The organism is Bradyrhizobium sp. C-145 (genome assembly GCF_023375135.1).
GTDB lineage: Bacteria > Pseudomonadota > Alphaproteobacteria > Rhizobiales > Xanthobacteraceae > Bradyrhizobium > Bradyrhizobium zhanjiangense.
In genome coordinates, this window is sequence record NZ_CP088150.1 from 7,264,188 (window position 1) to 7,283,504 (window position 19,317).

Below are 19,317 nucleotides of genomic sequence, written 5' to 3' on the forward strand. Positions count from 1 at the left end.
GACCAAAACACGATTTCTCAAGCCGCGCTTGACATGCAACCATTTGGTTGCCTATTATCACGGCCATGGATGAGGTCTTCAAAGCGCTCGCCGATGCGTCACGACGCTCGCTCTTGGACAGGCTTCACGCCCGGAACGGCCAGACGCTGAACGAGCTCTGCGAGGGACTTGCGATGACGCGTCAGGCCGTGACCAAGCATCTTGCCATTCTGGAGGAAGCCAACCTCGTCAGCACCATCAGGCATGGCCGCGAGAAGCTACACTATCTCAACCCCGTGCCGATCCATCAGATCGGCGAACGCTGGATCAGGAAGTTCGAGCGCGGCAAGCTCGCCGCGCTCAGCGAGTTGAAACGTCAGTTGGAGAAGCGCGATGAGTAAGCCGGAGTTCGTCTACGTCACCTATATCGAGACCACGCCGGAGAAGCTTTGGGAGGCGCTGACCAACAGCGCGTTCACGCGGCAGTACTGGTTCGACACCGAAGTTAGGTCCGATTGGAAGGTCGGCTCGCCCCTCGCCCTCGTGATGGGCGGCAAGGTCACGGACACCGGCGAGATCCTCGAGGCCGACCGGCCGCGGCGGCTCTCCTATACGTTCAAGCACGAGCTGATGGAGGAGATGCGGAACGAGGCGGCGACGAAAGTCGTTTTCACCATCGTGCCTCACGGCAATCTCGTGAAGCTGACGGTGACGCATGAAGGCTTCGCCGCCGGCAGCAAGCTGCTCGACGGCATCTCCAAGGGTTGGCCCGCGATCCTGTCCGGGCTCAAGAGCCTGCTGGAGACCGGCAAGGCGCCCACGATTCCGCCCGCCGCACTCGGTATCGAAGGATTTGAGTGATGAGCCTCGATCAATTCACGCCGCTCACCGTCTACACCATCTACATCGCCTCCACGCCGGAGAAGGTGTGGGAGGCGCTGACCTCGGCGGAGTTCAGCCAGCAATATTTCTTCGGCAATGCCGTCGAGGTCGAGCCACGGCTCGGCGGTGCCTTCATCGTGCGCACGCCTGACGGCGCCCTGCACATCAACGGCGAGGTTCTCGGCTACGACCCGCCACGGAAGCTCGCGGTCACGTTCAACGTCAACTGGCCCGATCTGATCGAGAAGCTCGGCCCGACCCTCGTCACCTACGAGATCGAACAGGTCGGCGATGCGGTCCGGCTCACCATGAGCGAAGGCCACGATCGCCCGCTCAGCGATGATATTCTTGCAGGCGGGCGCTCCGGCTGGCCGGCGATCCTGTCCAGCCTCAAGAGCCTGCTCGAGACCGGCAAGCCGCTGGTCGTCAAGCTGGGCCCGCCGCAACGGATGCTCGATGCGCTGAAGGCGATGGGGATCAAGACGCCGTAGTTGCGGCACAAGTGCCGCGAAGTGGCGCGCAGATCCAGGACCCATTGCCACCAAAGCCGATTTGACGAAGGCTGGTCATGACCAGTTCGCGCCAAACTGCTCCCCGGGGTAATGGGTCCTAGCTTTCGCCAGGACACGACTATGGAATCGGCACCACAAGCCGCCGATAGAGATGCCAGGTCGCATGCCCCAGCACCGGTAGCGTCACGATCAAGCCGAGAAAATAAGGCAGCGCCGAGACGATCAGCAGCATCACGATCACCGCGGCCCATGAGATCATCGGCAGCGGGCTCGTCACCACCGCGCGCACGCTCGTCACCATGGCCGTGACGAAATCGACGTCGCGGTCGAGCAGCAGCGGAAACGACACCACGGTCAGCGAGAACAGGATCAGCGACAGCACGGCACCGACCACGTTGCCGATGGCGAGGAACAGTAAGCCCTCGTTGGTCGTCAACACCACCGTCATGAATTCCTGAAGGCTCGAGAACGAGGCATGCAGGCCGAGCAGCAGCGCGATCAGGAGCCGCACCTGGTACATCCAGACCACGAACACGAACAGCGTCACGAACGCCATCCAGCCGATTTCGCTGCGCGAGCGCACCGCAGACCAGATCGCGCCGAAGGAGACCGGCTCGCCGCGCTCGCGGCGGCGGCTCACTTCGTAGAGACCGATCGCGACGAACGGTCCGATCAGCGCGAAGCCCGCCGCCAGGGGATAGACCAGATAGACCATGCCGAAGGCGGTGAGGCACAGCATGATGACGATGCCGCCGGCGGCATAGAGCGCGCCGAAGCAGACGCCGTAGAGCGGCAGCGCCTGGAAATCGCGCAGGCCCTCGACCAGCGCCTCGGCGATGTCGGTCGCCGCAACGGGACGCACCACCGGATCAACCTTGCCCGAGATGGACATCAGCTTCCTCCCTCACGCGATCTTCGCCGCGTGCTGTTGGGCTGATGTTAGCTCGCTCTCGCGATCCTTGCATTGGAAGAGTTGACGGTCGGCTGATACCGCCATCCGCCACCGGAAAACGTAGCGCTTGTCAGGCGCGCGATGTGAGCAGCAGCGCCACACCGAGATTTGCCACGAACAGAGCCGCATCGATGACGAAGATCCTGAGCATCGGGCCTTTCAGCACGGGCCAGTAGGCCACCCCGACGCGGCCGCCGCGCATCAGCACCGGAACGTTGTAGGCGAACTGGCTGAAATGGCAGGCGGCGAAGAACAGGAACAGCGCGAGCTGGGCTTCGACCGGCTGGAAGAAGGACGGACGCGCGGCCAAAAGATAGAACGACAACAGTCCGATCGGTAGATTCATCCCGCCGAGGAACGCGACGCTGGCCGCCAGGGTCGGTGCGATCGGATTGCTGCGCTCTTCCCGCGGCAGCAGGATCTTCAGCGTGTTGCGCTGGGCGATGCTGAACTGGATGAAGGCGCCGACGAACCAGAGCGTGTTGAGGAGCAGGACGATATCCGAAAAGCGCATGACTATTTTCCGTAAAAAGCTTCGCTGCGCACCACACGGCCCGCATCGTCGAAGTCCATGAACTCGCTGGCGCGTGTGTCGCCAAGCTGCCACCACACGGTCAGTCGCGCGATCGCCTCATCCCAGCTCCAGCCCAGGATCTTCAGGTCGGCGCTCTCGATGTGGCCATAGGCCTTCCGCCAATAGGCGCGGATGTTCTCGGCGCCCGTGACGAGTGGAGAGCCCGTCAGTGTGAGAGCAAGAGGACTGCGCATCTGTGCATTGTCGGCAAAATGCGCGACGACCGCATCGATATCGACCCTGCACCAGCTCGCGCACCATGCCGCGACAAAGCGTTCGATGGTCGCGCGATTCATTGCCTGTGCACCCATGATCGGCGCCCTCCCTGGCTCGTTGGCCGGGAAAATGGCAAAGCCAGAACCTCATGTCAACTATATTGACTTTAGATTTCGATCAGTTGTTGTCGGCGATCGCCTCCATGACGCCCATCCATGCCGCCGTGCCCGGCGCGCCGACGCGGTCGAACGCTTCGCGCAGCACCTTGCGTTCGTGGTCCGATGCCCTTTGCTCGATGCGTTGTCCCGCCGTCGTGAGGCGCAGCAGTTTCGAGCGATGCTGCTCGGGCGAGCGCTTCGACGTCACGAGCTTGCGCTCCAGCAGCAGGTTGAGCGGCCGGTTGAGGGCTTGCTTGGAAATGCCGAGGATCTCGATCAGCGACCCGATCGCGATGTCGGGCCGGCGCGCCACCACGTAGAGGATGCGGTGGTGCGGACGCGACAGGCCCTGCTTCGCAAGATATGCGTCGGCCTCCAGCGTCATGCCGCGCCAGCCGTAATACATCAGCTCCAGCGCCGCATCCAGATCGTGCAGCTTCGGCAGTGAGGCGCGGTGAAGCCCCGCGGCTTGAGACGTCTTTGCCATTGTCGGAAGCTAACCCTTCGCCCGCAGCTCGCGCCGCAGCACCTTGCCGGTGGCGGTCATCGGCAGCGTCTCCGCGAACGCGACGAAGCGCGGATATTCGTGAGCGGCGAGTTGCACCTTCACGAACTCCTGGATTTCTCGCGCAAGCGCGTCGCTGCCGGTAAAGCCGGGGCGCAGCACGATCCAGGCCTTGATCGATTCGGTGCGGATCGGATCGGGAATGCCGACCACGGCGGCCATCGCCACCGACGGATGCTTCATCAGCGTGTGCTCGATCTCGGACGGGCCGACGCGATAGCCGGCGGTGGTGATGACGTCGTCCTCGCGGCTGACATACCAGAAATAGCCGTCCTCATCCTGCACGCCGAGATCGCCGGTGAGCAGGAATTCGCCGGCATATTTCTTCGCAGTCGCCTCCGGGTTGCGCCAATATTCGAGCATGGTGACGGGACATGGCTGGCGCACGCCGATGATGCCGCGCTGTCCGCGCTTCTGCTCTTCGCCCTTGTCGTTGACGATGCGGACGTCGAAGCCCGGCGTCGCCTTGCCCATCGCGCCGGGTCGGATCGGGAACAGGTTGGAGTTGCTGCCGATCACGAGATTGCACTCGGTCTGGCCGAAGACTTCGTGCGCATCGATGCCGAAGGTGTCGCGCACCCAGCCGAGCAATTCGCCACCCAGAGACTCGCCGCCGGTAAAAATGCTGCGCAGCTTCACACCCGGATGTTTCACACCGGCCTGCCGCATCAGCTTCAATGCGGTCGGCGGCAGGAAGACGTTGCGCACGCCGAGGTCCGCCATCATCTGCATCGCCGCCTGCGGCTCGAATTTGCGCGCACGATGACCGACCAGGGGAATGCCGTGATACCAGAACGCCAGCAGGCCATTGACGAGGCCGCCGATCCAGGCCCAGTCCGCCGGCGTCCACATGAGATCGCCGGGGCGCGGCAGGAAGTTGTGGCACATCTCGACGTTCGGCAGATGGCCGAGCACGACGCGGTGCGCATGCAGGGCGCCCTTGGGGTTTCCGGTCGTGCCCGAGGTATAGATGATCAGCGCGGGATCATCGGCGGAGGTATCGACCCGCGTGAAGTCGGGCGAGGCTGCCTTCACCGCGTCCCAGAATGATTTCGCGCCCTCGGGTGCGCGCGCGCCGACGACATAGACATTCTTCAGCTCCGGCAGGCGATCACGGATCTTTGCAAGCTTGTCCCAGCCGCCCTCGTCCGTGACGATCGCCTTGGCCTCGGAATTCGACAGGCGGAATTCCAGCGCGTCCTCGCCGAACAGCGCGAACAGCGGGATCGAGATCAGGCCTGCACGGAAAGCCGCCATGTGCACGATCGGCAGCTCCAGCGACTGCGACAGGAACACCGCGACGCGGTCGCCGCGCGCAAGTCCATCCGCCGTCAGCACATTGGCGAAGCGGCGCGACATCTCGGCGACCTCGTCAAAGGACGTGCGCGTGGTGGCGCCGTTGTCGTCGAGATAGATCAGCGCGAGCCCGCCCGTGCCATCGGCATGACGATCGCAGCACGCCTCCGCCATGTTGAAGCGCGCGGGGATGTCCCAGCGGAAATTGCGATAGAGCTCGTCGTAGGTTGCGGCTTCGGTGAGCATGGGGTCGTTTCCGCGGTCGGCGTCATGGCCGGGCTTGTCCCGGCCAGCCACGTTCTTGTTCGTTGCCACCAGTTTAAGGCCATGGATGCCCGGGACAAGCCCGGGCATGACGCGCGAAGCGCCGGCAGCCGAAGGCCGCCTATGCCACCCTCTCCACAAAGGGAAGAGGGGAAGAACGAGCTAGCCCGACAGCGCGGCCTTCACCAGGCCGGACGCCTTGCCGAAATCCATCTGTCCGGCGTATTTCGCTCGCAATACCGCGATCACCTTGCCCATGTCCTTCATGCCGGCGGCGCCCGTTTCAGCGATCGCATCCGCGATCGCCTTCTTCACCTCGTCGTCCGACATCTGCTTCGGCAGGTACGCCGAGATCACTGCGATCTCCTCGCGCTCCTGAGCGGCGAGCTCGGCGCGGCCGCCCTTGTCGTAGAGCTCGACCGCCTCCTGGCGCTGCTTGATCATCTTCTGCAGCACGGCGAGGATGTCGGCGTCCGACAGCGGCGGCTTGCCGCTGCCGCGAGCGTCGATGTCGGCATTCTTGATGGTCGAGTTGACCATGCGCAGCGTGGACAGCTTGCGCTCGTCCTTGGCCTTCATGGCCTCCTTGACCGCATTGTTGATGTCGTCGCGCAGCATGGTCGGATCCTCTCAATCTGTCGCGCCTGATCTAAGCCGTTCGCGGGCAAGAGGCCATACCGGTCCGGGCGCCGGTGCATTGTTTCCTTGCCAGGGCTCGAAATGGCTCAAAATTGCCAGTTCCGGCTTAAGTACCTGAAGCCGCCCGCCAAATATGCAAAAACGCATGTGAATCCGGCCTCTCCCGCTTTGACGGCGGCGTTTGCGCAGACTATGAAACGCGCTCATGACACAACATGACAACGATCCCGCTTGGCCGGACCACAAACCGACCGCGCTCCTCGTGCTTGCCGATGGCACGGTGCTCGAAGGCTTTGGTCTCGGCGCCGAAGGCCACGCCGTCGGTGAAGTCTGCTTCAACACCGCGATGACCGGCTATGAGGAGATTTTGACCGATCCCTCCTATGCCGGCCAGCTCATCACCTTCACCTTCCCGCATATCGGCAATGTCGGCACCAATGAGGACGACATCGAGACGGTGAACATGGCGGCGACGCCCGGCGCGCGCGGCGTGATCCTGCGCACCGCGATCACCGATCCCTCAAACTACCGCGCCACCAAGCATCTCGACCAGTGGCTGAGGGCCCGCGGCATCATCGGCCTCTCCGGCATCGATACCCGCGCGCTGACCGCGCTGATCCGCTCGAAGGGCATGCCCAACGCCGTGATCGCCCATTCCAGGACCGGCGAGTTCGACCTGCATGGCCTCAAGGAAGAGGCGCGCGAATGGCCGGGCCTCGAAGGCATGGACCTCGTGCCGATGGTCACCTCCGGCCAGCGCTTCACCTGGGACGAGACGCCCTGGCTGTGGGACAAGGGCTTTGGCCGCCAGGACGAGCCGGAGTTCAACGTCGTCGCCATCGACTATGGCATCAAGCGCAACATCCTGCGCCTGCTCGCCGGCGTCGGCTGCAAGGTGACGGTGGTGCCGGCGACGACCTCGTCCGAAGACATTTTGGCGATGAAGCCGGACGGCGTGTTCCTGTCGAACGGCCCTGGCGATCCCGCCGCCACAGGCAAATATGCCGTGCCCGTCATCCGGGACGTGATCAAGTCGGGCACGCCGACCTTCGGCATTTGCCTCGGCCACCAGATGCTCGGCCTCGCCGTCGGCGCCAAGACCAAGAAGATGCATCAGGGCCATCACGGCGCCAATCATCCCGTCAAGGACGAGACCACCGGCAAGGTCGAGATCACCTCGATGAACCACGGCTTTGCCGTGGACGAGACGACGCTGCCGAGGGGAGCGACGCAGACCCACATCTCGCTGTTCGACGGCTCCAATTGCGGCATCCAGCTCGACGGCAAGCCGGTGTTCTCGGTGCAGTACCACCCTGAGGCATCCCCGGGTCCGCGCGACTCGCACTATCTGTTCCAGCGCTTCGCGGAGCTGATGCGGCAAAAGAAGAGCGCTTAAGGAACACTACGGCTCACGTGCCCCGGGCGCAGTGCAGCGCGCCGCTTTTCGCGGCGTGATGCGCTGCTGAACCGGGGCCCACGCTGGGCTTTCTGGATCCCGGCTCAGCGACGCACCGCTGCGCGCTGCATCGTGTCCGGGACACGAGAACGGTAGAGGAACGCCTCCTCCCGCTTCAATGTTGTCCCCGCATCTTCGTCTAGCCGGAGCCCCACCATGTCCGTCGTCCGCGACAAGGCCGAGCCGCTTGCCATCGTGTTCGAGGATGACGGGCTCGTGCCGAACAACATCCTCCCGTTCCTGGTTTACCAGAGCGCGGTGAAGCTCGATCCGGAGCATCCGGAGGAGACCATCGAAGAGCTGTTCGAAGCGAACGGCTGGGGCGGCACATGGCGCAACGGCGTCTACGAGTATCTGCACTATCATTCGACCGTGCACGAGGTGCTCGGCGTTGCGCGCGGCAGTGCTCGCGTCCGCTTCGGCGGCGATCATGGCCAGGAACTTCAGATCAAGGCCGGCGATGTCGCGATCCTTCCGGCCGGTACCGGCCATCAATGCATCAAGGCGAGCGACGATTTCTGCGTGATCGGCGCCTATCCGCCGGGCGCCAAGATGGAGATCACGCGCGCGACGCCCGAGAACCACGCCAAGGCGCTGAAGACGATTCCGAACGTGGCGTTGCCGCCGGCCGATCCCGTGACGGGCAAGGATGGCGCGTTGATGCGGCTGTGGCGATAGCCAAAGCGCGGTGCCGGTGGGCAAAGCGACTCGTCCGCCGTAGCTCGAAGAGCGAAGGCGGAAGCGTGCCCACCAAACACATCGACCGTAAGGATGGATGGTGGGCACGGCGCGCAATGGCGCGCCTTTGCCCACCTACGGCAGTTGCGGCCCCTACGCCGCGTTGCTGCCCTCCTGCCGTGTCGCTTCGAACAGGAACCAGGTGCGGCGCTCGGTCTCGTCGATGAAGACTTCGAGGATGCTGGCGCTGGCGACATCGCCGGCCTCGTCGCAGACGTCGTGTGCCTTGCGCATCGCAGCGGCGACATGCTTGTTGTCCTGCATCAGCTCGCGCAGCATCTCGCGCGGCGGGACGTAGTTCTCGTTGTTGTCCTTGATGGTCTGGAGCTTTGCGACCTGGCCGATCGACTTCAGCGTGGTGCCGCCGATCTTGCGGACGCGCTCGGCGAGCTGGTCGGTAGTGGCGAAGATCTGATCGGACTGCTCGTCGAGCAGCAAATGGTAATCGCGGAAATGCCGCCCGCTGATGTGCCAGTGGAAATTCTTGGTCTTCAGATACAGCGCGAACGCGTCGGCCAGAAGCACGTTGAGCGCCTCCGAGACCTTCTTGACCCCATCGGGCGACAGATCGGTGGGGGTGTCGAGATCGGGCGAGACCTTGTTGTTGGTTTTGCTCACGGGAGACCTTCCTGTTAGGACGCGGACATTGACGGCGCGCCGTCGCACCCCTAACGCAAGGCGGGCAGCGCCGGTTCCTTTTAGCGGAACCATTTGGCCGGGACCCTCGAGTACCATGGACGATTGGATCGATTATTACGACTCCACGCATACGATCTATGTCAGCAAGCTGCATCGCGACTTGCACTTCCAGATCATTGCGCGGGACATCATCGGCTATATCCCCTCGCCCGAGGCCGTAGTGCTGGACTATGCCTGCGGCGAGGCGCTGTCGGCGAACCAGGTGGCATCCGCCTGCGGCAAGCTGATCCTGGCGGAGCCCGCGCCCGGGGTGCGCGGCCGACTGATCGCGCGGTTCGCCCCGAACACCAAGATCCGCGTCCGCTCGCTCGACGACGTCCGCAAGATGCAGGACCAGTCGGTCGATCTCGTCGTGATGAACTCGGTCGCGCAATACATGACGCCGGAGGAGCTCGATGCCGCCCTCCTCAACATCCGCCGGATTCTGAAACCCTCCGGCAAGCTTGTGCTCGGCGACATCCTCCAGCCCAATGTCGGCATGGTCAGGGACGTCTTGGCGCTGCTCGGCTTCGGCCTGCGGCACGGTTTCCTGAAAGACGCGCTGGTCGGGCTGATCAGCACCGCGCTGTCGGATTACCGCCAGCTGCGCACGCGCATCGGGCTCCAGCGCTACAGCGAGGCGGAGATCACCGCCAAGCTGACCGCGGCCGGGTTCGTGGTCCAACGCGCACACAGCAATATCGGCCACAATCGCTGGCGCATGACCTTCGTCGCGCGGCCGCCTCTTATTCGTTAAGCATAACAATCAGCCGTTGTGGCCTGTCGCACTGCAATCGGTAATGATCGCCCTGGCCCGGTGGCGGAAGCGTCTACGCGAGGGCGGTGCAACGCTCTTCATCCTGGTTCAAATCCAGGCCGGGTCTCCAGCCTTCGCTGCTACCGCAGCTTCGGCTTGGCAAGCCAGCCTCGCCTCGCCATAGCTCGCAGAGCGAAGGCGGGTTCGGCTAGGCAAGCCCTTTCATAGTGAAGGCTGCCGGGGCGAAGCCCGAAGGGCGAAGGCGGGCGTGGCGCAGCCTCGTGAGACCCCCAGGGGCGAAGCGTGTCCGGCGTAACTGAAGCGAAGCTGAAGCGTAGACGGACTGTATCCGCCGCTCAATCTGCCCCAATCAGATCGCACTCGGACAGAAGCTGAAGCCGGCGGGCATCCCTGGCTGCGGAGCTGATGATGGCATCGAGCAGGCCGGGGAAGCGCGCGTCCAGATCCTCGCGGCGCAGCCGCATGAAGCGGTTTGTTCCGGCCACGCGGGTCTGCATCAGCCCACATTCGCGCAGCTTGGCGAAGTGATAGGCGAGGTTGGACTTGCCGCCGAGGCCGCTGAAATCGCCACAACAGAGCTCGCTGCTGACACGTTTTTGCTGCGCGAGCTGATAGACGATTGCCAATCGGATCGGATCGCTCAGGCAATCCAGGACCATCGGCAGCTCGATCTGCTCGCGGGTCGGGTGAAGGGGCGTGCGGCTCATGGATCAATCATAGCGAAAAGGCCGCGATGTTCAATAGTTCTTGAACCAATTGACTCCTGGATCAGCCGAGCCAATAGTTCAATAAACGTTGAACATAAGGATTTCTCCATGAGCGTATTCTGGCTGGCCTTGGCGGCCTTCGCGATCGGCACGGAAGGCTTTGTTATTGCAGGGCTTTTGCCCGCGATCGCCACCGACCTCACGATTTCGGTCTCGGCCGCCGGGCAACTGGTCACGGCTTACGCCCTCACCTATGCCGTGGGCTCGCCGATCTTGGCTGTGACACTCAACAACATCGACCGCCGCACCGTGCTGGCGCTGGCACTGACGACCTTCATCGCCGGTAACCTCGCCGCGGTGGTGGCATCCAACTACGCCCTGCTGCTGGCCCCGCGCATGCTGATGGCGCTGGGCTCGGGGCTGTGTATGCCGACGGCGCTCGCGGTGTCCGTGGCGGTCGCCTCGCCCGAACGGCGCGGACGTGCGGTGGCCCTCGTCACCTCGGGCCTCACGGTCGCGACCGTCATCGGCGTTCCCCTTGGCAATCTCGTCGGCAGCCTGCTCGGCTGGCGCGCAACTTTCGCCATGGTCGCGCTGATCGGCACGGTGGCGCTGGCGGGCCTGCTGCTCGGGCTACCCAAAGGCCTGCCGCGCAACACGGCCTCGCTCAGCGAGCGGCTGGCGGTGGCGCGTCACAGCAACGTGCTGGTCGCGCTTGTGATCACCATTCTCTGGGCACTCGGCGGCTTCACCGTATTCACCTATTTCGCGATTCCGCTGCGCGGCCTCGGCTTCAACGCGTCGCAGATCAGCCTGGCGCTGCTGGTGTTCGGCGGCGCCGCCGCGATCGGCAACATGCTCGGCGGCGTCCTGGCCGACCGGCTCGGCACGCTCGCCACCGCGGCCCTCGGGCTTGCCGGCATGGCGAGCGCGCTGATCCTGCATTCGCTGGTCCTGAAGCTGATGCCGGGACAGGCGCATTATGCGGTGCTGGGCGCGATCTTCCTCTGGGGCCTCTCGGGCTGGGCGTTCTATCCGGCCCAGATCGCCAGCATCATCCGGATCGAACCGCAGGCCTCGATGATCGCGCTCTCGCTCAACGCTTCCGCGATGTATCTCGGCTTCGCGATCGGCGGCGCGCTGGGCGGCGCGGTGCTGGCCACCCTCTCGCCCAACGACCTCGGCTGGATCGGCGGAACGAGCGTTGCGGCCTCGCTTCTGGTGCACCTCGCCCGCGGCTGGCAGGCGCGGCCAAAACCGGTCAAAATTGCCGGTTGATGGGCGTTTTTCGGGGTTTCGCCGCCCCGAAAACTGGTCTAAGACCCACCCGCGCGCGAGGGAAACCCGCGCTCTCGGCTAAAGGGGACGCGCGGCAAGCGCGCCCTTTTTTTGTGCCCAAAATCCAGCCCGCGAGCGGTGATGCCTAAACGAACCGACATCTCGACCATCCTCATCATCGGCGCCGGTCCCATCGTGATCGGCCAGGCCTGCGAGTTCGACTATTCGGGCACACAGGCGGTGAAGACGCTGAAGGAAGAGGGCTATCGCATCGTCCTCGTCAATTCCAACCCGGCCACCATCATGACCGACCCGGAATTGGCCGATGCGACCTATATCGAGCCGATCACGCCCGAGATCGTCGCCAAGATCATCGAGAAGGAACGCCACGTCATTCCCGGCGGCTTCGCGCTGTTGCCGACCATGGGCGGCCAGACCGCGCTGAACTGCGCGCTGTCGCTGCGCCGACAGGGCACGCTGGAGAAGTTCGACGTCGAGATGATCGGCGCCACCGCTGACGCGATCGACAAGGCCGAGGACCGCCAGCTCTTCCGCAACGCCATGGAGAAGATCGGGCTGCAGACGCCGAAGTCGCGGCTCGCCAACGCGTCCGAACTGAAGAAGTCGTTCCGCGACAAATACCACGCCGAACGCGAGAAGCTGTCGGGCGCGGCTCTCGAAGAGCTCGACCGGCAATGGACGCTCGGCGAAGGCGACCGCCGCAAGCGCTATCAGGAATATGCGCTGGGCCAGGCGATGATGGCGCTGTCCGAGATCGGCCTGCCCGCGATCATCCGCCCCTCCTTCACGATGGGCGGTACCGGCGGCGGCATCGCCTACAACAAGGAAGAGTTCCTCGACATCATCGAACGCGGCCTTGATGCATCGCCCACCAACGAAGTGCTGATCGAAGAATCCGTGCTCGGCTGGAAAGAGTACGAGATGGAGGTGGTGCGCGACAAGAAGGACAATTGCATCATCGTCTGTTCGATCGAGAACCTCGATCCGATGGGCGTGCACACCGGCGATTCCGTCACGGTAGCGCCGGCGCTGACGTTGACCGACAAGGAATATCAGATCATGCGCGACGCCTCGCTGGCGGTGCTGCGCGAGATCGGGGTCGAGACCGGCGGCTCCAACGTGCAGTTCGGCGTCAATCCCGACGACGGCCGCATGGTCGTCATCGAGATGAATCCGCGCGTGTCGCGCTCGTCCGCACTGGCCTCCAAGGCCACCGGCTTTCCGATCGCCAAGGTCGCCGCCAAGCTCGCGGTCGGCTACACACTCGACGAGATCGCCAACGACATCACCGGCGGCGCCACGCCGGCCTCGTTCGAGCCGACCATCGATTACGTCGTCACCAAGGTGCCGCGCTTCGCCTTCGAGAAATTCCCGGGTGCCTCCACCACGCTGACGACCTCGATGAAGTCGGTCGGTGAAGTCATGGCGATCGGCCGCACCTTCCAGGAAAGCCTTCAGAAGGCCTTGCGCGGGCTCGAGACCGGATTGACCGGCCTCGACGAGATCGAGATCGAAGGTCTCGGCCGCGACGACGACAAGAACGCGATCCGCGCCGCGCTCGGCACGCCGACGCCGAACCGGCTGCTTCAGGTCGCCCAGGCCATGCGGCTCGGCTGGTCGGACGAGGACATCTTCAACTCCTGCAAGATCGATCCGTGGTTCCTCGGCGAAATGCGCGGCATCGTCGACATGGAGGAGAAGGTTCGCAAGAACGGCCTTCCTGGCAATGCCTTCGGCATGCGCTCGCTCAAGGCCATGGGCTTCTCTGATGCGCGCCTTGCGGTGCTCGCCGAGACGACGGAGGCCGAAGTCAAGGCGAAGCGCCACGCGCTCGGCGTTCGCCCGGTCTACAAGCGCATCGACACCTGCGCGGCCGAGTTCGCCTCCCCCACCGCCTATATGTATTCGACCTATGAGGCGCCGTTTGCGGGTGCGCCTGCGGACGAGAGCACCCCGTCTGACAAGAAGAAGGTCATCATCCTCGGCGGCGGGCCGAACCGCATCGGCCAGGGCATCGAGTTCGACTATTGCTGCTGTCACGCCTGCTTCGCGCTGCATGACGCCGGCTACGAATCCATCATGGTCAACTGCAACCCGGAGACCGTGTCGACCGACTACGACACTGCCGACCGGCTCTATTTCGAGCCGCTCACCGCCGAGGACGTGCTGGAGATCATTGCCAAGGAGCGCAGCAAGGGCACGCTGCACGGCGTGATCGTGCAGTTCGGCGGTCAGACCCCGCTGAAGCTGGCGCACGCGTTGGAAGCCGCCGAAGTGCCGATCCTCGGCACCTCGCCGGACGCCATCGACCTTGCCGAGGACCGCGACCGCTTCAAGCGCGTGCTCGACAAGCTCAGGCTCAAGCAGCCGAAGAACGGCATCGCCTATTCGGTCGAGCAGGCGAGGCTCGTCTCCGCCGATCTCGGCCTGCCGCTGGTGGTGCGACCGTCCTATGTGCTCGGCGGCCGCGCCATGCAGATCATCCGCGAGGAGAACCAGCTCAACGACTATCTGCTCGGCACGCTGCCGGAGCTGGTGCCGGCCGACGTCAAGGCGCGCTATCCCAACGACAAGACCGGGCAGATCAACACCGTGCTCGGCAAGAACCCGCTGCTGTTCGACCGCTACCTGTCGGATGCGACCGAGGTCGACGTCGACTGCCTCTGCGACGGCAAGGACACTTTCATCGTCGGCATCATGGAGCACATCGAGGAAGCCGGCATCCATTCCGGCGATAGCGCCTGCTCGCTGCCGCCGCACTCGCTCGATGCCGGGATGATCGAGGAGCTGAAGCGGCAGACCCGCGAGCTCGCGCTCGGCCTCGACGTGGTCGGCCTGATGAACGTGCAATACGCCATCAAGGACGGCGAGATCTACGTGCTTGAAGTCAATCCGCGCGCCTCGCGCACGGTGCCGTTCGTCGCCAAGGTGATCGGCACGCCGGTCGCAAAGATCGCCGCGCGCATCATGGCCGGCGAGAGGCTCGCCGACTTCAAATTGAAGAAGGCAGAGCTCAAGCATGTCGGCGTCAAGGAATCGGTCTTCCCCTTCGCCCGCTTCCCCGGCGTCGACACGGTGCTCGGCCCCGAGATGCGTTCGACCGGCGAAGTGATGGGCATCGACCGCTCGTTTGCGGTGGCGTTCGCCAAGAGCCAGCTCGGCGGCGGCACGCGGGTGCCGCGCAAGGGCACGGTGTTCGTCTCGGTTCGCGAGAGCGACAAGACGCGGATCGCCGACGCCGTTCGCGAGTTGCATTCGCTCGGCTTCAAGGTGCTGGCGACGTCGGGCACTCAGCGCTTCCTGACCGATCAGGGCATCCCGACCGAGAAGGTGAACAAGGTGCTGGAGGGCCGGCCGCACATCGTCGACGCCATCACCAATGGCGACGTCCAGCTCGTCTTAAACACCACCGAAGGTCCGCAGGCGCTCGCCGACAGCCGCTCGCTGCGGCGCGCGGCCCTCTTGCATAAAGTGCCGTATTACACCACTCTTTCCGGGGCCGTGGCGGCCGCGCAGGGCATCCGCGCCTATCTGGGCGGGGACCTTGAGGTTCGTACCCTGCAGAGCTACTTTTCGGAAACCTGATCGCTAGCGGGGGGCCAAGGCCTTGGGGGCTCAAGCTTTCCGCTAAGTGATTGGCAATGAAGCCACAATGGCCGGAGGAACTGTCCGGCCATGGGGGTGTTCTGTTCCGACGCTAAGCCCATATCTGTCAACGTCCGGCGGCCCGCGTGTCGAGCCCCGGAAAGACCGACGAATCAAGGTTGGGCGCTCATTCATGTTCTGGGGCGCGCGACCGAAGGACGAGAGAGAAGATGGAAAAGGTTCCGATGACTTCGGCCGGATTTGCCGCGCTCGGGGAAGAATTGAAGCATCGCCAGTCCGTGGATCGTCCGCGGATCATCGAGCATATCGCGGAGGCGCGCTCGCACGGAGACCTGTCGGAGAACGCGGAATATCATGCCGCGAAGGAAGAGCAGTCCCACAATGAAGGCCGCATCGCCGAGCTCGAGGACAAGCTTGCGCGCGCCGACATCATCGACATCTCGAAACTCTCCGGTGACACCATCAAGTTCGGCGCCACCGTGACGCTGGTCGACGAGGACACCGAGAAGAAGACGGTGTGGCAGATCGTCGGCGAGGTCGAGGCCGACGCCAAGAAGGGCCGCATCTCCATCACCTCGCCGCTCGCCCGCGCACTGATCGGCAAGAAGAAGGGCGCCTCCGTCGAGGTCAACACGCCGGGCGGCGCCAAGGCGTATGAGATCACCAAGGTGGAGTGGCGGTAAGGATTTGCCGTTGCCTGTGACGACGTTTCGAAAAAGGCCGCGCGCTGCGCGGCCTTTTTTGTGTCTGCGCATTGCTCGGTGCACGAGATGAAGTCGCGCTCTCTCCACTCGTCATCGACAGCAATGACGATGTTGATGCAGCGAGCATCACTCCATCACCGTCATCCTGAGGTGGCCGCTACTTCAGCGGCCCTCGAAGGGCGACGGCCCAACTGTTGCCGCGCGCCGCTACATATACGGGCCGTGCATCCTTCGAGGCTCCCCATCGGGCGCTTTGCGCCCGATGCCTCGCACCTCAGGATGACGGCAGGGACGCTTAGAGAGGTTACCTTCGTCCCTTCACGTCCAACGGCACCGCCGCCTCATATTTCGAATTATGCAGCACCAGCGACGTCCGCACGTTGCGGACATGGGGCGCGGCGGTGAGATGGGTGACGAAATCCTGGAAGGTCGCCATGTCGGGGGCGACGCATTTCAGGATGAAATCGACCTCGCCCGACAGCATCCAGCATTCCCGCACCAAGGGCTCGGCGCGGACGAATTCCTCGAAGGCGCGCAAATCCGTCTCGGCCTGGCTGGACAGGTGCACGGCGGCGAACACAGTGACGTCGAAGCCGAGCTTGCGGGCGTCCAGAAGGCCCCGATAGCCGTGGATGTAGCCCTCCTCCTCCAGCGCCCGGACGCGGCGCAGGCAGGGCGGCGGCGAGATGCCGACGCGCTTGGCCAGTTCGACATTCGTGATTCGACCGTCGGCCTGAATCTCGGTGAGAATCTTCAGGTCGATCTCGTCTAGGTTCCGCGACACGTGATTGGAACTCCTGCCCTTTGCGGCGGTATTGGGTGGTTTGTCGCAATCGTCATACCTAGTCCACGCGCGCAGCGCAATTTTATTGCGCGTGCAGCGCAATCGACTTTTGTTCCTTGTTGGAAAAATCCGCCGACAGGGAATGCAATTCTTGCATAGCTCACAAGAAGGCTTAGATTAGCTCTGATATTTCAGCGCCTCCGCGAGGCCTCCCGGCACGTTCCGCGCCCGCGCTGCAAAATCCCCCGTGAAAGGCGTCCATCGAAATGTCCGCTCCTGTTCATGCAAAGGTCATCATCATTGGCTCCGGCCCCGCCGGTTACACGGCGGCGATCTACGCCGCGCGTGCGATGCTCGAGCCGATCCTGATCCAGGGCATCCAGCCGGGCGGCCAGCTCACCATCACCACCGACGTCGAGAACTATCCGGGCTTCGCCGACGTGATCCAGGGGCCCTGGCTGATGGAGCAGATGGAGAAGCAGGCGGTCCATGTCGGCACCACGATCGTCACCGACCTGGTCACCAAGCTCGAGACTGCGCAGCGGCCGTTCCGCCTGACCTGCGACAGCGGCGACGTCTATCTCGCCGACACCGTCATCCTCGCCACCGGCGCCCAGGCGCGCTGGCTCGGGCTGCCGTCCGAAGGGAAATTCCAGGGCGGCGGCGTCTCGGCCTGCGCCACCTGCGACGGCTTCTTCTACCGCAACAAGGAAGTCGTGGTGGTCGGGGGCGGCAACAGCGCGGTCGAGGAAGCCCTGTACCTCACCAACCATGCCTCGCAGGTGACCATCGTGCATCGTCGCGATCACTTCCGCGCCGAGCGCATCCTGCAGGAGCGTTTGTTCAAGCACCCGAAGATCAAGGTGGTCTGGGACTCTGCCGTCGACGAGATCTGCGGCACCGAGAACCCGAACAAGGTCACCCATGTGCGCCTCAAGAACGTCAAGACCGGCGCGCTCAGGGACCTGAAGACCGACGGCATCTTCATCGCCATCGGCCACGCGCCGGCGACCGAACTCGTCAAAGGCCAGGTCAAGCTCAAACCGTCGGGCTATGTCGAGGTCGCCCCGAACTCGACCGCCACCTCGGTGCCCGGCCTGTTTGCCGCCGGCGACGTCGCCGACGAGACCTATCGCCAGGCCGTGACGGCCGCCGGCCTCGGCTGCATGGCAGCGCTCGAAGCCGAACGTTTCTTGGCCCTGCGCGCCAGCGAGCGCGCCGCAGCGGAATAGAATCATGCCCCGAACACGCGACGGATTTACGGATATGGACTGGGACAAGCTGAAGGTGTTTCACGCGGCGGCGGAAGCGGGCAGCTTCACGCATGCGGGCGAGCAGCTCGGCCTGTCGCAATCGGCGGTGTCACGCCAGGTCTCGGCGCTGGAGCAGGAGCTCTCGGTCTCGTTGTTCCACCGCCACGCCCGCGGCCTGATCCTCACCGAGCAGGGCGACCTGCTGTTCCGCACTGCGCATGACGTATTCATGCAGCTGCAGGCGGCGCGCGCCAAGCTGACCGACAGCCGCGAGCGGCCGAGCGGCGACCTCAAGATCACCACGACGCCCGGCGTCGGCATCAACTGGCTGATCCCGCGGCTCGGCGAGTTCACTGCGCTCTATCCCGAGATCCGGATCTCGCTGATCGTCACCGATGAGGAGCTCGACCTGTCGATGCGCGAGGCAGACGTCGCGATCCGCACCCGCAAGCCGACGCAGCCCGATCTAATCCAGCGCAAGCTGTTCGCGATGGGCTTTCACGCCTATTGCTCGCCGGAATACATCAAGCGCTTCGGCACGCCGCGCACGCTGGAGGAGCTCGACTCCCACCGCATCATCACGCTTGCTGACGGCAACTTCGCGCCGCATCTGCAGAACCGCAACTGGCTGGTCGAAGCCGGTCGCAACGGGTCGGGTCCGCGCGAAGCCTATTTCAAGGTCAACAACATCCTCGGCCTCGTGCGCGCCTGCCAGCAGGGCCTCGGCATCGCGGCCCTGCCCGACTACCTCGTCGAGGAGCAGAGCAAGCTCGTGCAGCTGTTCGGTGAATCGGATTCGATCCAGCTCGACACCTATTTCGTCTATCCCGAGGAGTTGAAGACGGTCGCACGCGTGCAGGTGTTCCGCGACTTCGTGGTGAGCAAGGCGCAGCGCTGGCCGTCCTGATTTCCGCATGACTGACATGCGGCCTCGGCTGTTGCTGCAGGGCGCTCGTCAAGCTCATACTGTTTGCACGCTGAGCCTTCGCGTTGCGCATTTGTCCCCCTCCTCCAGTGGCGCGGGAGTTCAGTAATCCCTCTTGGAAGGTGATTGTGTCGGCCTCACGTGGCCAATACCTAAGCCGGGCCTTCGGGTCCGGCTTTTTTTCGTCAAAATGGCGCTTCGCCTTCCGCGTGTATTGACAGTTCCAGGCATACCTCGCATCATTTGCAAATGATCACGAAGTCGTGCGCACTCGTTTCGAAAAAAGGCCCCCATCCGGGGACCTCGGAATGTTGCGCGCGCTAGGCTGACTTCGTCATCGCGAGCTGATCCC

The 19,317-nt window shown here is 64.0% G+C and carries 20 protein-coding genes and 1 tRNA gene; 12 read left to right on the plus strand and 9 right to left on the minus strand.

What is annotated here, in order from left to right:
* The first annotated feature begins 65 nt into the window (after nucleotides 1-65).
* The 3 genes from LRP30_RS34125 to LRP30_RS34135 are packed head-to-tail and all read left to right on the plus strand — an operon-like array spanning nucleotide 66 to nucleotide 1,352.
* On the plus strand, nucleotides 66-380 hold the full coding sequence (locus LRP30_RS34125; protein WP_249761898.1) for a metalloregulator ArsR/SmtB family transcription factor: 315 nt from the start codon (nucleotides 66-68) through the stop codon (nucleotides 378-380).
* Entirely contained in the window at nucleotides 373-840 is a 468-nt protein-coding gene (locus LRP30_RS34130) for an SRPBCC family protein (protein WP_128931496.1), read from the plus strand. Before LRP30_RS34125 ends, LRP30_RS34130 begins: the two co-directional genes overlap by 8 nt.
* Nucleotides 840-1,352: an SRPBCC family protein gene (locus LRP30_RS34135; protein ID WP_249757667.1), complete on the plus strand. Its 513-nt coding sequence runs from the start codon at nucleotides 840-842 to the stop codon at nucleotides 1,350-1,352. Before LRP30_RS34130 ends, LRP30_RS34135 begins: the two co-directional genes overlap by 1 nt.
* 139 nt (nucleotides 1,353-1,491) lie before the next feature.
* On the opposite strand, the gene LRP30_RS34140 is transcribed toward LRP30_RS34135, so the two are convergent.
* The 6 genes from LRP30_RS34140 to LRP30_RS34165 all read right to left on the minus strand — a co-directional run bounded on the left by LRP30_RS34140 (nucleotide 1,492) and on the right by LRP30_RS34165 (nucleotide 6,016).
* Nucleotides 1,492-2,265 carry a DUF2189 domain-containing protein gene (locus LRP30_RS34140; protein WP_249757668.1) on the minus strand — a complete coding sequence of 258 codons (774 nt, stop codon included), beginning with the start codon at nucleotides 2,263-2,265 and terminating at the stop codon, nucleotides 1,492-1,494.
* 130 nt (nucleotides 2,266-2,395) lie between these two features.
* Nucleotides 2,396-2,839 carry a hypothetical protein gene (locus tag LRP30_RS34145; RefSeq protein ID WP_128947289.1) on the minus strand — a complete coding sequence of 148 codons (444 nt, stop codon included), beginning with the start codon at nucleotides 2,837-2,839 and terminating at the stop codon, nucleotides 2,396-2,398.
* A gap of 2 nt (nucleotides 2,840-2,841) precedes the next feature.
* Entirely contained in the window at nucleotides 2,842-3,210 is a 369-nt protein-coding gene (locus tag LRP30_RS34150; protein ID WP_128931492.1) for a nuclear transport factor 2 family protein, read from the minus strand.
* 82 nt (nucleotides 3,211-3,292) lie between these two features.
* Nucleotides 3,293-3,760: a MarR family transcriptional regulator gene (locus LRP30_RS34155; protein ID WP_249757669.1), complete on the minus strand. Its 468-nt coding sequence runs from the start codon at nucleotides 3,758-3,760 to the stop codon at nucleotides 3,293-3,295.
* A 9-nt stretch (nucleotides 3,761-3,769) separates the two neighbouring features.
* Complete coding sequence (locus LRP30_RS34160) at nucleotides 3,770-5,380, minus strand: acyl-CoA synthetase (RefSeq protein ID WP_249761899.1); 1,611 nt, start codon at nucleotides 5,378-5,380, stop codon at nucleotides 3,770-3,772.
* A gap of 180 nt (nucleotides 5,381-5,560) precedes the next feature.
* Nucleotides 5,561-6,016, minus strand: a complete 456-nt coding sequence (locus LRP30_RS34165) for a GatB/YqeY domain-containing protein (RefSeq protein WP_128931490.1) — start codon at nucleotides 6,014-6,016, stop codon at nucleotides 5,561-5,563.
* A gap of 226 nt (nucleotides 6,017-6,242) precedes the next feature.
* Here LRP30_RS34165 and carA point away from each other — a divergent pair, with 226 nt between their 5' ends.
* Both carA and LRP30_RS34175 read left to right on the plus strand, forming a co-directional pair.
* Complete coding sequence (carA, locus tag LRP30_RS34170; protein WP_091898753.1) at nucleotides 6,243-7,433, plus strand: glutamine-hydrolyzing carbamoyl-phosphate synthase small subunit; 1,191 nt, start codon at nucleotides 6,243-6,245, stop codon at nucleotides 7,431-7,433.
* 216 nt (nucleotides 7,434-7,649) lie between these two features.
* A complete protein-coding gene (locus tag LRP30_RS34175; protein ID WP_249757670.1) occupies nucleotides 7,650-8,171 on the plus strand; it encodes a cupin domain-containing protein in 522 nt (173 codons plus the stop codon).
* Between the two features lie 153 nt (nucleotides 8,172-8,324).
* Here the strand turns inward: LRP30_RS34175 and LRP30_RS34180 are convergent, their stop codons facing one another.
* Nucleotides 8,325-8,849, minus strand: a complete 525-nt coding sequence (locus LRP30_RS34180; protein ID WP_128947292.1) for a DNA starvation/stationary phase protection protein — start codon at nucleotides 8,847-8,849, stop codon at nucleotides 8,325-8,327.
* Nucleotides 8,850-8,964: 115 nt separating this feature from the next.
* Here LRP30_RS34180 and LRP30_RS34185 point away from each other — a divergent pair, with 115 nt between their 5' ends.
* Together LRP30_RS34185 and LRP30_RS34190 are read left to right on the plus strand one after the other, a co-directional pair.
* A complete protein-coding gene (locus tag LRP30_RS34185; RefSeq protein ID WP_249757671.1) occupies nucleotides 8,965-9,666 on the plus strand; it encodes a class I SAM-dependent methyltransferase in 702 nt (233 codons plus the stop codon).
* A gap of 54 nt (nucleotides 9,667-9,720) precedes the next feature.
* Nucleotides 9,721-9,796, plus strand: a tRNA-OTHER gene (locus LRP30_RS34190).
* Between the two features lie 226 nt (nucleotides 9,797-10,022).
* On the opposite strand, the gene LRP30_RS34195 is transcribed toward LRP30_RS34190, so the two are convergent.
* On the minus strand, nucleotides 10,023-10,394 hold the full coding sequence (locus LRP30_RS34195; protein ID WP_249757672.1) for a helix-turn-helix transcriptional regulator: 372 nt from the start codon (nucleotides 10,392-10,394) through the stop codon (nucleotides 10,023-10,025).
* Nucleotides 10,395-10,502: 108 nt separating this feature from the next.
* Between LRP30_RS34195 and LRP30_RS34200 the strand changes: the two genes are divergently transcribed.
* The 3 genes from LRP30_RS34200 (at nucleotide 10,503) to greA (ending at nucleotide 15,982) form a co-directional block, all read left to right on the plus strand.
* A complete protein-coding gene (locus LRP30_RS34200; protein ID WP_249757673.1) occupies nucleotides 10,503-11,672 on the plus strand; it encodes an MFS transporter in 1,170 nt (389 codons plus the stop codon).
* A 141-nt stretch (nucleotides 11,673-11,813) separates the two neighbouring features.
* On the plus strand, nucleotides 11,814-15,278 hold the full coding sequence (gene carB / locus LRP30_RS34205) for a carbamoyl-phosphate synthase large subunit (RefSeq protein ID WP_128931484.1): 3,465 nt from the start codon (nucleotides 11,814-11,816) through the stop codon (nucleotides 15,276-15,278).
* A 230-nt stretch (nucleotides 15,279-15,508) separates the two neighbouring features.
* A complete protein-coding gene (greA, locus tag LRP30_RS34210; protein ID WP_027525218.1) occupies nucleotides 15,509-15,982 on the plus strand; it encodes a transcription elongation factor GreA in 474 nt (157 codons plus the stop codon).
* A gap of 325 nt (nucleotides 15,983-16,307) precedes the next feature.
* On the opposite strand, the gene LRP30_RS34215 is transcribed toward greA, so the two are convergent.
* Entirely contained in the window at nucleotides 16,308-16,787 is a 480-nt protein-coding gene (locus LRP30_RS34215) for an Lrp/AsnC family transcriptional regulator (RefSeq protein WP_091886563.1), read from the minus strand.
* Nucleotides 16,788-17,053: 266 nt separating this feature from the next.
* Between LRP30_RS34215 and trxB the strand changes: the two genes are divergently transcribed.
* Both trxB and LRP30_RS34225 read left to right on the plus strand, forming a co-directional pair.
* Complete coding sequence (trxB, locus tag LRP30_RS34220) at nucleotides 17,054-18,019, plus strand: thioredoxin-disulfide reductase (protein WP_128931483.1); 966 nt, start codon at nucleotides 17,054-17,056, stop codon at nucleotides 18,017-18,019.
* A gap of 4 nt (nucleotides 18,020-18,023) precedes the next feature.
* The gene (locus LRP30_RS34225) at nucleotides 18,024-18,947 is read left to right on the plus strand and encodes a LysR family transcriptional regulator (protein ID WP_027575284.1); all 924 of its coding nucleotides are present in this window, start codon (nucleotides 18,024-18,026) and stop codon (nucleotides 18,945-18,947) included.
* Nucleotides 18,948-19,317: the final 370 nt, after the last annotated feature.

Excerpts from the sequence above, each read along its gene's own strand:
- LRP30_RS34140 (WP_249757668.1), bottom strand. The coding sequence starts at position 2,265 with ATGTCCATCTCGGGCAAGGTTGATCCGGTGGTGCGTCCCGTTGCGGCG.
- LRP30_RS34195 (WP_249757672.1), bottom strand. The coding sequence starts at position 10,394 with ATGAGCCGCACGCCCCTTCACCCGACCCGCGAGCAGATCGAGCTGCCG.
- LRP30_RS34175 (WP_249757670.1), top strand. The coding sequence starts at position 7,650 with ATGTCCGTCGTCCGCGACAAGGCCGAGCCGCTTGCCATCGTGTTCGAG.
- carA (WP_091898753.1), top strand. The coding sequence starts at position 6,243 with ATGACACAACATGACAACGATCCCGCTTGGCCGGACCACAAACCGACC.
- LRP30_RS34185 (WP_249757671.1), top strand. The coding sequence starts at position 8,965 with ATGGACGATTGGATCGATTATTACGACTCCACGCATACGATCTATGTC.
- LRP30_RS34160 (WP_249761899.1), bottom strand. The coding sequence starts at position 5,380 with ATGCTCACCGAAGCCGCAACCTACGACGAGCTCTATCGCAATTTCCGC.
- LRP30_RS34165 (WP_128931490.1), bottom strand. The coding sequence starts at position 6,016 with ATGCTGCGCGACGACATCAACAATGCGGTCAAGGAGGCCATGAAGGCC.
- trxB (WP_128931483.1), top strand. The coding sequence starts at position 17,054 with ATGTCCGCTCCTGTTCATGCAAAGGTCATCATCATTGGCTCCGGCCCC.
- LRP30_RS34130 (WP_128931496.1), top strand. The coding sequence starts at position 373 with ATGAGTAAGCCGGAGTTCGTCTACGTCACCTATATCGAGACCACGCCG.
- LRP30_RS34145 (WP_128947289.1), bottom strand. The coding sequence starts at position 2,839 with ATGCGCTTTTCGGATATCGTCCTGCTCCTCAACACGCTCTGGTTCGTC.
- LRP30_RS34225 (WP_027575284.1), top strand. The coding sequence starts at position 18,024 with ATGCCCCGAACACGCGACGGATTTACGGATATGGACTGGGACAAGCTG.
- greA (WP_027525218.1), top strand. The coding sequence starts at position 15,509 with ATGGAAAAGGTTCCGATGACTTCGGCCGGATTTGCCGCGCTCGGGGAA.
- LRP30_RS34155 (WP_249757669.1), bottom strand. The coding sequence starts at position 3,760 with ATGGCAAAGACGTCTCAAGCCGCGGGGCTTCACCGCGCCTCACTGCCG.
- LRP30_RS34135 (WP_249757667.1), top strand. The coding sequence starts at position 840 with ATGAGCCTCGATCAATTCACGCCGCTCACCGTCTACACCATCTACATC.
- LRP30_RS34200 (WP_249757673.1), top strand. The coding sequence starts at position 10,503 with ATGAGCGTATTCTGGCTGGCCTTGGCGGCCTTCGCGATCGGCACGGAA.
- LRP30_RS34150 (WP_128931492.1), bottom strand. The coding sequence starts at position 3,210 with ATGGGTGCACAGGCAATGAATCGCGCGACCATCGAACGCTTTGTCGCG.
- carB (WP_128931484.1), top strand. The coding sequence starts at position 11,814 with ATGCCTAAACGAACCGACATCTCGACCATCCTCATCATCGGCGCCGGT.
- LRP30_RS34125 (WP_249761898.1), top strand. The coding sequence starts at position 66 with ATGGATGAGGTCTTCAAAGCGCTCGCCGATGCGTCACGACGCTCGCTC.